The 14,272-nt window shown below is 36.6% G+C and carries 11 protein-coding genes and 1 pseudogene; 2 read left to right on the forward strand and 10 right to left on the reverse strand.

Translation table 11 applies throughout. From position 1 onward, the window contains the following. The first annotated feature begins 727 nt into the window (after positions 1-727). On the forward strand, positions 728-3,598 hold the full coding sequence (locus ACP6PM_RS28735; protein WP_426590306.1) for an endonuclease MutS2: 2,871 nt from the start codon (positions 728-730) through the stop codon (positions 3,596-3,598). A 93-nt stretch (positions 3,599-3,691) separates the two neighbouring features. Here the strand turns inward: ACP6PM_RS28735 and ACP6PM_RS28740 are convergent, their stop codons facing one another. The 10 genes and pseudogenes from ACP6PM_RS28740 to trpB all read right to left on the reverse strand — a co-directional run bounded on the left by ACP6PM_RS28740 (position 3,692) and on the right by trpB (position 12,876). After that, the gene (locus ACP6PM_RS28740; protein WP_426590307.1) at positions 3,692-4,201 is read right to left on the reverse strand and encodes a formylglycine-generating enzyme family protein; all 510 of its coding nucleotides are present in this window, start codon (positions 4,199-4,201) and stop codon (positions 3,692-3,694) included. A 9-nt stretch (positions 4,202-4,210) separates the two neighbouring features. Then, on the reverse strand, positions 4,211-4,441 hold the full coding sequence (locus ACP6PM_RS28745) for a hypothetical protein (protein WP_426590308.1): 231 nt from the start codon (positions 4,439-4,441) through the stop codon (positions 4,211-4,213). A gap of 253 nt (positions 4,442-4,694) precedes the next feature. Next, on the reverse strand, positions 4,695-5,084 hold the full coding sequence (locus ACP6PM_RS28750; RefSeq protein WP_426590337.1) for a Uma2 family endonuclease: 390 nt from the start codon (positions 5,082-5,084) through the stop codon (positions 4,695-4,697). 84 nt (positions 5,085-5,168) lie between these two features. Beyond that, positions 5,169-5,375 (reverse strand): type II toxin-antitoxin system ParD family antitoxin, encoded by a 207-nt coding sequence (locus ACP6PM_RS28755; RefSeq protein ID WP_426590309.1) that lies wholly within the window; start codon positions 5,373-5,375, stop codon positions 5,169-5,171. 185 nt (positions 5,376-5,560) lie between these two features. Beyond that, entirely contained in the window at positions 5,561-7,072 is a 1,512-nt protein-coding gene (locus tag ACP6PM_RS28760; protein WP_426590310.1) for a WD40 repeat domain-containing protein, read from the reverse strand. A gap of 114 nt (positions 7,073-7,186) precedes the next feature. Then, positions 7,187-7,315: pseudogene (locus ACP6PM_RS28765) on the reverse strand (hypothetical protein); the annotation flags it as partial. After that, complete coding sequence (locus ACP6PM_RS28770) at positions 7,290-10,028, reverse strand: WD40 repeat domain-containing protein (protein WP_426590311.1); 2,739 nt, start codon at positions 10,026-10,028, stop codon at positions 7,290-7,292. The pseudogene ACP6PM_RS28765 and the gene ACP6PM_RS28770, both read right to left, overlap by 26 nt. Next, positions 9,997-10,611 carry a P-loop NTPase family protein gene (locus ACP6PM_RS28775; RefSeq protein WP_426590312.1) on the reverse strand — a complete coding sequence of 205 codons (615 nt, stop codon included), beginning with the start codon at positions 10,609-10,611 and terminating at the stop codon, positions 9,997-9,999. The genes ACP6PM_RS28770 and ACP6PM_RS28775 overlap by 32 nt, the downstream gene beginning before the upstream one ends. A 129-nt stretch (positions 10,612-10,740) precedes the next feature. After that, positions 10,741-11,289, reverse strand: coding sequence for a CAP domain-containing protein (locus ACP6PM_RS28780; protein ID WP_426590313.1), 549 nt, complete (start codon positions 11,287-11,289; stop codon positions 10,741-10,743). Between the two features lie 357 nt (positions 11,290-11,646). Next, on the reverse strand, positions 11,647-12,876 hold the full coding sequence (trpB, locus tag ACP6PM_RS28785; protein ID WP_426590314.1) for a tryptophan synthase subunit beta: 1,230 nt from the start codon (positions 12,874-12,876) through the stop codon (positions 11,647-11,649). A gap of 746 nt (positions 12,877-13,622) precedes the next feature. Here trpB and ACP6PM_RS28790 point away from each other — a divergent pair. Further along, positions 13,623-14,207 carry a pentapeptide repeat-containing protein gene (locus ACP6PM_RS28790; RefSeq protein WP_426590315.1) on the forward strand — a complete coding sequence of 195 codons (585 nt, stop codon included), beginning with the start codon at positions 13,623-13,625 and terminating at the stop codon, positions 14,205-14,207. Positions 14,208-14,272: the final 65 nt, after the last annotated feature.

Below are 14,272 nucleotides of genomic sequence, written 5' to 3' on the forward strand. Positions count from 1 at the left end.
GAGTTTGGGAGAAATTCAAAAATGTATATCCTGACAATTACCATGCACGAATACCCACGACTGAGTTTGAGCATTTATAAATAAATGTCTGTGCCTTATTTGGGTAGCGCTACATATAGTAGATATTATGGATAAAAACTATAACGTATTAGTATATGTAGTGTTTGGAACTCAAAAGATACTTTGTGGTGCTACAAAGTCGGAAATCTGAAGTAATACAGGAGTGAGTTCGAGCATTTATAAATGTCTGTACCCTATTTGGGTAGGGCTACATATAGTAGATATTATGAATAAAAACGATAACGTATTAGTATATGTAGTGTTTAGAACTCAAAAGATACTTTGTGGTGCTAGGCAGAATTCATATCTCACTTTATGGCCATTAACATGACGGCTGAATCCTTTAATTAGGGCTTGCTGATTAAATCTAAAAACATTGACAGATAAAAGTTTTAACCTTTTTAGGTCTTGAAAAAGTACAAGGTTTTCGTTATAGGAAGCTCAAAAAGTGAGAATTTTAGGTTGACGCGAGCCAGAAAAATCAAGGGATGATTCTTCCTCCTGTCTCCTCTAAATTACCCATTTCTCCTGTCTCCTGTCTCCTGTCTCCTGTCTCCTCCCCTCACCCATAAGACTTTTTCAGCAAACCCTAATTATGATCGAACACAAAATTTTAGTAATTGTAGTATCATATATTTCATAGTTCATAATCCTTAATAAATAAGCTTTGATTCAATCGGAGACTTTAGAATTACTAGAATGGCCTCGCTTGTGTCAACATCTGGCCACTTTTACGGCGACTAAATTGGGTGCAATTGCGACTCATCATTTACAAATTCCGTCAACAAGGGCGGAGACAATACAGTTATTAGCCCAAACTCAGGAAGTATACAAACTAGAAACTCTTCTCACACAGGGTTTGTCTTTTGACGGGATTGAAGATATTGGTGATTCCCTCGAAAGAGCAGAATTAGGTGGTATACTTTCTGGTGGTGAACTTTTAGCTATTGCTACAACTCTGTCTGGTGTTCGTAAGTTACGTCGGGCAATTGATAATTATGAGTCAGAATATGAGTTGTCTGTTTTGCCGGAATTGGTAGCTGATTTGCGGACTTATCCAGAACTAGAACAAGAAATTCACCGTTGTATAGATGACCGGGGGGATGTTACGGATAGGGCGAGTCCTAAACTGGCAGGAATTCGTGACAAAATGCACAATCTCCGGCAGCGCATTGATAATATTCTCCGCAGGATTTTACAAAGCAAGGCTAATGCTATTCAACAACCTATTATTACTCAACGGGGCGATCGCTTTGTAATTCCTGTTAAGGCTCCTCAAAAGGATGCTGTACCTGGTATTGTTCACGATACATCAACAACCGGTTCTACATTATACATTGAACCTAATGCGGTTGTCAACCTTAATAATCAAATGCGACAACTGCAACGTCAAGCTCAAAGGGAGGAGGAAGCTATTCGCCAAGCTCTGACTGAGCAAGTGGCGGAAGTTAAGGAAGATTTAGAGCAGTTATTGGCGATCGCTACTATTATTGATTTAGCTACAGCTCGCGCTCGTTATAGTTTATGGTTAGGAGCTAATCCTCCTCGGTTTACTGACCCAGACTCTGACCAACATACAACTATGCGTCAATTGCGACATCCCTTGTTGGTATGGCAACAGCAGCACGAACAAGGAAGTTCGGTAGTACCTATTGATGTGAATGTTAGACCGCCAGTGAGAGTGGTGGCGATTACAGGTCCTAATACTGGTGGTAAAACTGTTACTCTGAAAACTCTGGGATTAGCTGCATTGATGGCAAAGGTAGGGTTGTTTATTCCTGCTAATGACCCTGTGGAGTTGCCTTGGTTTGAGCAAATATTAGCCGATATTGGTGATGAGCAGTCTTTGGAGCAAAGTTTATCTACTTTTTCTGGTCATATTCGGCGAATTATTAGAATTTTAGAAGCGGTAGATGGAGAGGAGTCAGGAGTCAGGAGTCAGGAGTCAGGAATTAGTAGTGAGAAGTCAGAGTTCAGAAGTCAGAAGTCGGAAGTAGTTAATAATTCAAAAGTCAAAAGTCAAAAGTTAAAAATAATAGATGTTGATAATTTTTCTGAGGATGAAAATAATTCTGGATTGAGAATTGAGAATTCAGAATTTACAAGTAATTCAGAAGTAATAGAGGTGGATGATTTTTCTGAGGATGAAAATAATTCTGGATTGAGAATTGAGAATTCAGAATTTACAAGTAATTCCAAAGTAATAGAAGTTGATGATTTCTCTGAGGATGAAAATAATTTAGAAGTTGATGATTTTTCTGAGAATGAAAATAATTCTGAATTCAGCAGTAATTCAGATGAAAATAATTCAGAGGAGGATGATTTTTTTGAGAATGAAAATATGGAAAATTCTCATTTATCTTCTACTTTAGTTTTGTTAGATGAAATTGGTGCTGGTACTGACCCGACTGAAGGAAGTGCTTTGGCAATTTCTCTATTGCAATATTTGGCAGATAACACATTATTAACAGTAGCAACTACTCACTTTGGAGAACTAAAAGCTCTCAAATATGAAGATGAAAGATTTGAAAATGCTTCCGTAGAATTTGATACTAATTCCTTACAACCAACTTATCGTCTACTTTGGGGAATTCCTGGGCGGTCTAATGCTATGACTATTGCTGGTAGATTAGGTTTAAAACAGGATATTATTGATAGAGCACAAAATTATGTCGGGGAAGATTCTGAGGATGTAAATCAGGTAATTGCTGGTTTGGAGGAGCAAAGACAAAAGCAGGAAACTAAGGCAAAAGAAGCATCTGAATTATTACAAGAAACTGAGTATTTGCATCGGGAAGTTGCTCGAAAAGCTGAAGCTTTGAAGGAACGGGAACGGGAATTAAAGTTGGCGCAGGAAGTAGCGGTACAGGAAAAAATTGCTGAGGCAAAAGCAGAAATTGCGACAGTTATTCGGAATTTGCAACAAGGTCCGCTGACTGCTAGAAATGCTCAGAAAGCAACTAATGCTATTAATGAAATTTCTGAGAAATATTTGCCTTCTCGTACTCTCCCACCAAAGAAACCTGGTTTTATGCCAAAAGAGGGCGATCGGATTAGAATTCCGAAGATTGGGCAAACGGCAGAAGTGTTGACTGCTCCTAATGAAAATGATGAGTTAACTGTTAAATTTGGGATAATGAAAATGACAGTTAATTTGAGAGAAGTTGAATCTCTTGATGGTGAAAAGGTAGAGTCTTTTAAGAAGAGTAAAAATGTAGAATCTCAAAAGACTAAAAAGTCAGAAAGTAAGCCTAAAGAAACTCAGTCGGAAGTTACTTCTAGTGGTTTAGCTGTTCGTACTTCTCAAAATAGTATTGATATTCGTGGGAGTCGGGTGGCGGATGCTCAAATTGAAGTAGACAGGGCATTGTCGAAGGCGATCGAATATGGTTTGTTGTGGATTATTCATGGTAAGGGTACTGGTAAGTTGAGGCAAGGTATCCATGAATTTTTGCAGGAGCATCCTTTGGTGGAACGTTATGAATTAGGTGGTAGAAGTGATGGGGGTAGTGGGGTGACTATTGCTCATTTGAAGTAGGGGAGCCGCCAGACACAGATTTGGGCACGGATGCACAGATGGATTTAGGGAACAGAGAAAGGAAGAGTTCTAGAAACGGAAGGCAGAAACCACCTACAGAGGCGAGATGATCCGAAAACCTAAATCTTTGCCGGAGAATTCGGCATTGTGGTCGAAACGCATGGCACTCTTCCAACCGCCACGGATGATTTTTGTAATTCCTCCAGTTTCCCAGGCACTACAATCATTAGGCGCTCTATTATAATTATCATGCCAGACATCCTGACACCATTCCAAGACATTACCGTACATATCGTATAAACCAAAAGCATTGGGAGGAAAACTCCCCACATCACAAACATAATTACTGTAGCTAACTAAACTAGGGGAAATACTCGAACCAAAATAGAAAGGAGTAGTCGTCCCAGCACGGCATGCATATTCCCACTGACTTTCATTGGGCAAGGTATAAGTTTTCCCAATTTTCCCAGACAGCTTTTTACAAAACTCTCTGGCTTTATGCCAGTTAACTTTTTCTACTGGGCGCTTCTTTCCTTTAACCTCAGAAGGATTTTCACCCATAATGACTTGATATTGTTCTTGAGTAATAGGGTATTTACTCATATAAAAAGGTTAGAGAGTAACTTCATGTTGCGGACCCTCACTAGAGAGTCTTTTAGGCTCATCTTCCGGCGAACCCATGAGAAAACTTCCCCCAGGAATATAAACCATTTCTAATTTAATACCATTACCTAAATCTTCTATTTTTTGCCTAGTATTTCCCTGGGTGCAAACGATATTGCCTGAGTTATCGACAGTTAAAACTTCAAAAGTAAATAGCTCTTCTTTTTCTGATTGAGTCATTTTTAATTATCTATCAGTTATTTTTTTTGTTGAATAAAAAATCATGCTTAAATACGAATTAACCATAATAACATTTATTATCTTGAGAATATCAGAGTTTTTGCTCGAAGGCAACCCTTTTCCGCACAATTTTCAGGAGCTTCACACAATGATAATTCTTGAGCATTTACTTTCGACATTGACAGGGGAAATTTTTTCATTCCTATTCCCTACTCCCTACTCCCTACGACTGAAACTGACTGAATAACCAAGTTTAAACTTGGGTTTGATTGTCTTGACGAGTGCGTTGCAGTGCTTCCTCTAATAAAAAAATTGCTAAATCAGGCAAAACTTGAGACTGGTTAATTCTTTGACTACCTCTATTGGCAATGGCAAAGGCAATAACTTCTAAGTTCTGCACGTCAACTATCCAATATTCAGAAACATTCATTGCTTCATACAACAAACGTTTTTCCCCTTTATCATCTGCTAGGGAAGTATTGGCAATTTCTATAACTAGATTTGGTGGAGGATAAATATCTAGGTCAATAGTAGATGCTTCCCAAGAAACTATATCTGCGTTTTCTCTAAAATAATAGGAAGCGTCTGGTTGAGCTGCTCGAAGTCCAGTTTTGCGATAAGTACACTCATTTCTGCAATCTATTTAATATCGAGCGTTCGTTATATAAAAATTATATTTTTCTTGAGCTTGGGCAACTCCTTCTCGCACTGCTTGACGAATTTCATCTCAGTCTTGCGCAGTTATAGGTTCGGCAGCGCCAGACTCTATACCTTCAATTAACATTTTTTCTGAGCGTTGGTTGGCTTGGCGTTGTTGGTCTTGCTGCACTAGGAGCATAAAATACTCCCTGGCATTTTTATAACTACCAAATTTTAGTTGTTCTTCAACGTAGACTCCCAAGGAGTCAGGTAGAGAAATTATTATATTTTCCATACTACTGGAGTTTAGACTAAAATTATTGGTAAAATCTAGCCCCCCAACCCCCTTCCCTGCAAGGGAAGGGGGGGAATATTCTCCCTTCTCCTTGCAGGAGAGGGGTCGGGGGAGAGGTCTTCTGGGTTGCTCAAACTTGCTCAAAATTGAAGTTAAAGAATATTGTAGCGTTTTTGAGCAAAGTCTTAATCGCAAAGATGCTTTATGCTCTCATCATCAGTAGTTTTGAGGTAAGCACTCGCCCAGTTACAAGCACGGTTGAGTAGGTCGTCTAAGTCTGCGTTTAATAGCAATACTCCTGACTGGTTTTGTACGGCGATCGCTTTCCCATCAGGACTAATAGAGGCAAAAATGTTTCCATCAGGACTAAAAACTATCTCTTGAACAGGATGTTTATGTCCTTTAAGAGTTTTGATTTCTTTACCATCTTTACTCCTCCAAAGCTTAATAGTTTGATCTTTACTAGCTGTAGCAATTATTTCACCATCAGGACTAAATTTCACATCATTAATATCTTCATAATGTCCCTTGAGAATAGTAATTAATTTTCCATTACGATTCCAGAGTTTGACAAAATTACCAGAAGTAGAAGCAATAACCTTACCGTCTGGATGTAATTTAATATTATTAATTCCATAATCATAAATTTTATATGGCTTCATTGGAGTTCCATCACTTTTCCATAACTTAATCATACTCTTTTCTAGTCTGTCTTTGTTGTAGCTAAGAGTAATAATAATGTTACTGCCACGGCTAAAGTCAAGACTTTTTACTATATCTGGATGATCTAATTTGCCAATATAAGTACCATCTCCTCTCCAAAGTTTGGCAAAATTATCATCGCCAATAGAAGCAATAATTTGACTCTCTGGACTAAAAATTATCTGTTTAACTTTCTGATAATTTCCGTCTAAATCTCTAATTAATTTCCCATTGAGATTCCATAGTTTGACTTGATTATAACTTTGAGTAACGATTAATTGTTTATCTGGACTGAGAATTATTTTTTCAATTTTTTTATTATGAGCATCAAAAGAATTAATTAATTTGCCATTCCTACTCAAAAAAATGACTTGATGCTCACTTATAACAGCAACACTCTGACTATTTGGACTAAAAAAAAGCTTTGGAAGTTTTTGATAATTTCCTTTTGATTCTATAATTAATTCACCTTTGCTATTCCATAGTTTAATTCTATTTTTACTTGTAGAAACAATTGTTTTGCTGTCTGGACTGAAAGAAAGCTTTTTTATCCCATCATGTTCTAAACGTTTGATAAAGAGACCATTACTACTCCATAAATTAATCAAATTATCATTACTAATAACAGCAATTGTTTTGCTGTCTGGACTGAAAGAAAGGCTTTTTATTCCATCATGTTCTAAACGTTTGATTAGAAGACCATTGGTATTCCATAAATTAATCAACTTATTATTAACAATAGCAGCAATTGTTTTTCCATTATTGCTAACACTGATACTTTTTACAGATTTAGTATTCTGCTGTAAAGATATTTCTCTTCTATCAATATTCCATAGCTTGGGAGTATAATTATAATTCGTATATCTACTGTTATAAATAAGAAGATTTTGATTGTCAGGACTAAAACTAAAACCATTATAATAATAATGTATTGGTATAGTTGTAATCAAAGAATCATTTTTTTCTTGAATTTCTATTATTTCAGGCTTTGACATTTCATCATCAATAACAGTTGCAATTAAATTTTTGTTAAATCTAAAGTAAAAATTGTTATTAAACCTATTATCCAACAACTTCCAAAAAATAGAATTGGTTTTCCAAAGCCTTACTGTATCATCATTGCTAGCTGAGGCTATGAATTTGTCATTAGGACTAAAGCTCAAATGAGAAATACTTTCTTGGTTACTGTCTAGAAAAGTTCGATAAGTTCTATTATATATATATATATATATTGCTATTACGCCATCTTCTCATTTCCTTTTCTATATCTAGTGTTAAAGAAGAATAATTAGTAGTAGCTATAATTTTTTGATCGTCGCTAATAACATTATGAGTATAATCTTCTAAAGATTCACCATATCTTTTAATAAGTTCTCCATTCACTTTATAAACTTTAAAATCATTGCCTCGACTAGACAAAATAATAGTTTCATTATCTATAAACTTAATATCAGTCGTAGCATAATTATCAATCTCCACTTCTTTCTTTTCATAAATAAACCAAAGTTTGACATTATCATAATCATCAGCAGAAGCAACAATTTTAGCATTAGGGCTAAAAGTAACGTGAGTAACAGGAGCAGTATGACTGTCAAAATTTTTAACTAAACTACCATCTTTTACACTCCAAATTTGAACTTTTCCATCTTTACAACCTGTCGCTACAAACTGATTATCTGAACTAAAACTAACATCCAATACATCGTCACTATGTTCTAAAATAATCTCCTTTCTACTATCATCTATCCATCTAATTATCGCTAGATCGTCTTTACTAGCAGAAGCAACTATTTTACCATCAGAACTAAAACTAACTTGAGTAATATCATCAGTATGTCCCTCAAAAGTTTTTTTCTCTTGACTACCATCAACCGACCAAACTTTTACTGTATCATCTTTACTCCCGGTGGCAATCATTTTCTCATCATTACTAAAGCTAACGTGAGTCACGTCATCCTTATGTTCTTCAAATCTATTAAACTCTTTTACTTCCTGAATTGCTGTACTTAATTCTGACAAAATTTGTAGTTTAGTTCCTGAAGTTGCTCCCAAAGATAACGTTTTTAAATTTTTTCCCGCTTCAATAGCAGATACTAAACGATCTAATTCTGTCTTATCCTTAGAAACTGCACTTAAACCTAACAAATAAGTGTTAATTCCGAATAAGGTTGCCGCAACAGCAAGTCCTCCAACAGCTAACACCATTCCCCCTAAAGTAATAGCCGCGCGACGGGCAGCATTTAGTTGCTTTTGCAAAGCCTCATTTAACATTTTTTCTGTCTGTTTGCGCAGCTCTCTTTCCTTCTCCAACTCAGCAGATATTTGAGCTGCTTCTGACATTTCTTTTCTGACAAAATATGCTAAATAATCGTGAACTAATTGATAATTATCTGACGGACTTGCAGGAATTCTAAATACTAATCTAGACTTAACTAAAACAGTCAAAATTAATTCCATCCGTTCAGGTTTCTCTGTATATTCCTCTAGTTCCACCCGACTTTTGAGCGGGCGAGTATTATTCTCATCTGTGAGGAAATATAAAACTACTTTTGCTAACCTTTCATTCTCCGGTCCACAATACTTAATTACCTCTTCTAAATACCGCCCGACGAAAGCTTGTTTCGGACCCTTTTCTTGATACTCTGCTAAAGTAGTAATATTCTCGCTTTGTAACTGCGACCCCACAATTTGTAATTCAATTGGTCGGACAGTCTTCAAATCTCCTGCTAAATCTTTGACTAATTCATCTATTAGTTCTGGGGTTAAAGTAAAAGTAGTCTGGGATGTTATTCCTTGAATTACAGATTTAGCATTTTCGATAGAAAAATCACCAATATAATAGATATGCTTTTTGCTGAGAATATCGTTGTTAATAATATCTAAACTGACCAGACGATTACATTCTAAAAGATAGTTTATGAAATATTCCCGCAGGGAAATAATTACATTGACAAAAGAAATTTTCAAACATTCTTGGAGAAAATTATAGAATTGTAGTCGTTGATTTATATCCTTGTTATTAAAGAAAAATTCCTCAAATTGGTCGAAGATTAAAACTGTCACCCTATTCTGTTTTTCCTGAGCTTTTAAAATTGCCAGTAAGTCGTCATTAGAATTAATCAAACTATAGCAGTTCTTTAATCTATCAGGTACAGTTTTAGATTCCCCCTCCGCTCCCCTTGTTAAGGGGTAAGTCTTCAAAGTCCCCCTTTCTAAGGGGGATTTAGGGAGATTATATTCCCTATTTTCCAATTCTGAAATAGCCTTTGCCAAACTATCGCCAAGGTTTTCTCTCCAATTAGTATAAACTTGCTGCAAAACTGGCAAAAGATCCCTAGCATCTACAGAGTCTCCTTTGAGAATTGGAATTAATCCAGCTTCCACTAAAGAACTTTTACCAACTCCAGAAGAGCCATACAAAATTGTGAATCTATGGTGAGAAACTTTAATCCGACCGACTAAATTTTCCACATCCGGCAACCTACCAGAAGTAGCTATTTCTTGAGTTAGTTTTTCTGATGCTTGAATCGAGGATAAAGCTGGATTAGTTCGATGTTTTCTTGGTTGTAATTTGCCTGCTCCAATAAAAGCTTTAATCGCAAATTGAGTCTCAATTTCTTGTTGCTCTAGTTTTTGATTAAATGCCGTTAAATAATCTCCTTTGTGGAAATAGCAATTTCCTAATTCTTTCAGGATTAACCGATAAAGTTCGGGGTCGTAACCAGGTTTAGTAATATTTTTTGCTTCCTCTAAAGTTGTAACTGCTTTTTCTGCTTGGTCAAGATTTTTTTGAGCTTTAGCTAAAGAAAATAAATACCAACCTTTGTGATAGTGGAGTTCCCAATCTAATACTTGGTTAGTTTTTTCAGAATCATTCGATATTTCAGCAACAGCTTCTGCTAGTAAAGATAATGCTTGTTCAGCTCTTAGTTTTAGCGGTAATTTTACCAATTCCCAAAACTAGAGAAACTCCCTCATCATCACTAGCTTTGACTTCCCCAATACCAGGCAAACCTGCTTCTACAGAAAACTTACCTTCCGAACTAGCAGAAATTTTACCAACCCCAGGCAGTGCAGCTTCCGCAGATAGGTCAATTTCCGTTTGTAAAACTTTGACCGCTCCGTCAATGATTCTTTGGAAACCTCTTGGTTGAGGCAAACTAATTTTTTCCAAACTCTCAATACTTTCCGTTACCCGCCGAGCGATCGCCAACATAATATCCCCAATATCAACATCACCCATTTCTAAATCTTGAGAAGATTCAAAATAGACCACATGAAATTCTGCTTTTTCTAATGCAGCTTTTAGTCGTAATAATTCTGTAGACTTGCCACAACCAATATGACCTGTAAACAATTCACAAGTAGGTTCATCTGGAGAAAAGAATGTAATATTATCCCTAAGTTCTTCAATAATTTTACCCCCTCGCACTTCAGAAAAATCTATGTAATACTTTTGGTCTTCTGGACTATTTGCTTGAAGAACCTGACTGGGGTTTGTTGCTTGATAAAATTTCTGTAAATCTAGTGCCATAATATCTCTTCTAATTTTTAATATAGCTAGTGCTAGGATATTTCCTTATATTCAATCAAGAACGGGTTTCCTTGAGCTAATTATCAATTATCAATTATCAATTATCCATTATCCATTATCCATTAATTACTATCTCGTTTTAATAAAAATTTGATTGAAGTAATATGTTCCTTCAGAATTTTTAGCAATACCAATACCCGTTAAATTATAGTCACCTATCATATTTTTATGATGACCATGACTATTAATCCAACCAATAACAGCTTGTTCTCCAGGATTACTATAACCAAAATTATTAGCCAAATTTTCAGCAGCACTTCTGTAAGTAACTTTTTGACCGATTATTTCTATTCTTTCTTTAAATCCATCATGGCTAAAAGTAGCTTTTCCACTAGCCATTTCTTGAGCATGAATTGCAGCTTGTTGAGCAATAGTATTATCCCACTCTAGAGGAGGCAAATTTTGAGATTTTCGATATTGATTTATTTGGGCAAAGACAGATTTTTTCAATCTACTAACATCAGGTGAAACTGTTACATTTGGTCTATAAATAGGAGTTTGTCTAGGATTTTTAATTTCTGGCATTTCTGGCAAATTTTCGATTAATTGTTGATAATTACAACTACTCAAAAATATTGCCAGACTCCAGAAAATTTGTTTTAAATATTTATGATTCATTTGCCAACTCTACGACTAATATCATGTTTATATAGCAATCCTATTTTATTTGTGTCAAAAATCTTACTACTTTTTAGGGAACACTTAACTGGGAACACTTAACTGGTAAGAGTTTCAGTTTTTTTATTTACTTTTTGATTACCCGCAACCTATGGGCAGATTGCTATATAATTAGTTATAGTTTTAGGACTTACGCAGATACCATGTATGTAGCGTAAAAAACTATAACGTTATAGTTTTTGAACTCTATATATAGTACCTTTGCGTAAGTCCTAAATTTGTAGTTGGGCTTTAGCCCCATAAATATTGATATTAAAGCTAAAGCCCAACTACTAGCATAATTATAACTAAACTAAATTACCCTTCCAAAAACTTCGCCACCGTTTGCACGTCCTTATCCCCACGTCCGGAGCAGTTAAGCACAATACGCGGACTACCGCTTAACTGTGGACAAAGAGTTTCCAGATAAGCGATCGCATGAGCAGTCTCCAAAGCTGGAATAATACCCTCCAACTGAGACAAACGTTGAAAAGCATCCACCGCTTCCTTGTCAGTCACACCATAATATTCAGCCCTACCACGATCCTTCAAAAAACTATGCTCAGGACCTACTCCAGGATAATCTAAACCAGCACTAATAGAATGTGGCTCTATTATTTGACCTTCCTCATCCTGCAACAAATAACTCATCGCCCCATGCAAAACACCCACGCGACCAAGAGTCAAAGTTGCAGCGTGCTTATTCGTATCAACTCCCTCACCAGCAGCTTCCACACCGATCATCCGCACCGACAGATCGTTCATAAACTCATGGAATAAACCCATCGCATTAGAACCCCCACCAACACAAGCCATCAAAATATCAGGTAAACCGCCCCACTTTTCCAAACATTGAGCGCGGGTTTCCACCCCAATAATAGCATGAAAGTCACGCACCATCATCGGGTAGGGATGGGGTCCAGCAACCGAACCCAGAATATAGTGAGTTGTCTCCACATTAGTCACCCAGTCGCGAATAGCTTCCGAAGTCGCATCTTTGAGAGTGCCGGTGCCAGCAGCCACTGGTCGCACCTCTGCCCCCATCAGTCGCATTCTGAATACATTTAGAGCTTGACGTTCCATGTCGTGAACGCCCATGTAGATGACACACTCCAACCCAAACCGAGCGCAAACCGTAGCAGTCGCAACACCATGTTGACCTGCACCTGTTTCAGCAATAATGCGTTGTTTGCCCATTCTCCGAGCTAATAAAGCTTGGGCTAGAGCATTGTTGATTTTATGCGCTCCAGTATGGTTGAGGTCTTCCCGTTTCAGGTAGATTTGTGGCCCTGTGCCATCTGGTCTAGCATAATGAGCCGTCAGACGTTCGGCGAAGTAAAGAGGGCTAGGGCGACCTACATAGTCTCGTAATAGTTGTTGGAGTTCGACTTGGAAAGTGTGGTCTTGACTGTATTTTTTGTAGGCTGCTTCTAGTTCAAATAGGGCTGGCATTAACGTTTCTGGGACATATTTACCACCAAACTGGCCAAATCTACCCAGGCCATCGGGTTGTTGAGTTGAGGTTGGATTTAAGGGTGTAGTAGTCACAAATTGTTTCTAAATAATGGAACAATTTTCATTATATGTATGCTGGTTGCCAGTAGTTTAACTAAGTTGAGAATCATTGATTTTGATTGTTATAATATTGGGTATATTAGAGACTGTTTGTAAAGGAAATATAAAAAGGATATAGGGAACAGGGAACAGGGAACAGGGAATAGGGAATAGGTATGGAGGGAGGAAGAAATCAAGACAACTATTTGTAAGTTAAAAATCTGGGAATATATGTACCTTTAAACCTCTGGTATCTAGGAAATTTCAATCTCTTGAAGTACTACCGCTTTTAGATTTTAGTCATTATTTGCTCTGTTAAGACTTATTTTACAAACAGTCTCTTAAGGTTAGATAGTATTAAATAATTTGCCAAAAATCTCAAAATAGATGATCTAGTCTGAAATTTTTACCACTGTATTCCTTTCTGTTCCCTATTACCTAATTCTCTAGGTATTTTTTATAGAACCTTAATCAAGCTCCTATGTAGTTTAAAAATTGCAACTTAAATGTTTCTTGGCTCTAGTATTTATTTTTATCAAAATTTTTAAGGAAATTTTAACTTTTGCTTGTAGATGTCAAGTAGTTATAAGTTTTGTAAAAAATTGTTGTAAAAATCAGACTAGACTTTCAAAAAGGCACAAAATAATTAATATAAACTCTCTCTATCTATAAAGAAGAGAAAGACATCTAAAATAAAAAAAATTTAGATGAAAACATCAAGAAAATATTAAGAGAATACTATGGAAGTAGAAGAACTTTTGACACGTTATGCTGCCGGGGAAAGAAATTTTCGGGATATTGAGTTGTTCCGATCTGAACTGAGTAATATTAATTTAGCTGGTGCAAGTTTGTTTCGTGCTAACTTGTTCCGGGCTAATCTATTTAGGGCAAATTTGATTGGCGTTAATCTGTACAATGCTACTTTGATTGGTGCTAATTTATATTGTGCAGATTTGAGTGGCGCTAACTTGAGTGGTGCTAACCTGACTCGTGCAGATTTGAGTGGTGCAAATTTGAGTGGTGTTGACTTGAGTGCTGCTGACTTGAGTGGGGCAATTTTGAGTTATGCTAATCTCAGCTATGCTGACATGAGTCGTGCTAATTTACATAAAGCAATCCTAATTGATACAAATTTAACTGGCGCAAACTTAAGTGGTGCTGATCTCAAGGATTCTCAGATAACTGGGGTAAATGTGACTGAGACCAAATTTTCTCTGGGTATCGGTTTGTCTACAGAGATGAAGCGAGAGTTGCAACAGCAAGGAGCGATAATTGAGGATATGCCAGAAGAACCCCATGCAAGTAGATTATTGAGTCAGATTTAATAAACTTGTCGCTTTATAACTGAAAAAACTGGCAAACCCTTGTCATATCAGGATTTTAGCCATTT

It is taken from the genome of Dapis brunnea BLCC-M229 (assembly GCF_050015995.1).
In the GTDB taxonomy this organism is placed as follows: domain Bacteria; phylum Cyanobacteriota; class Cyanobacteriia; order Cyanobacteriales; family Microcoleaceae; genus Trichodesmium.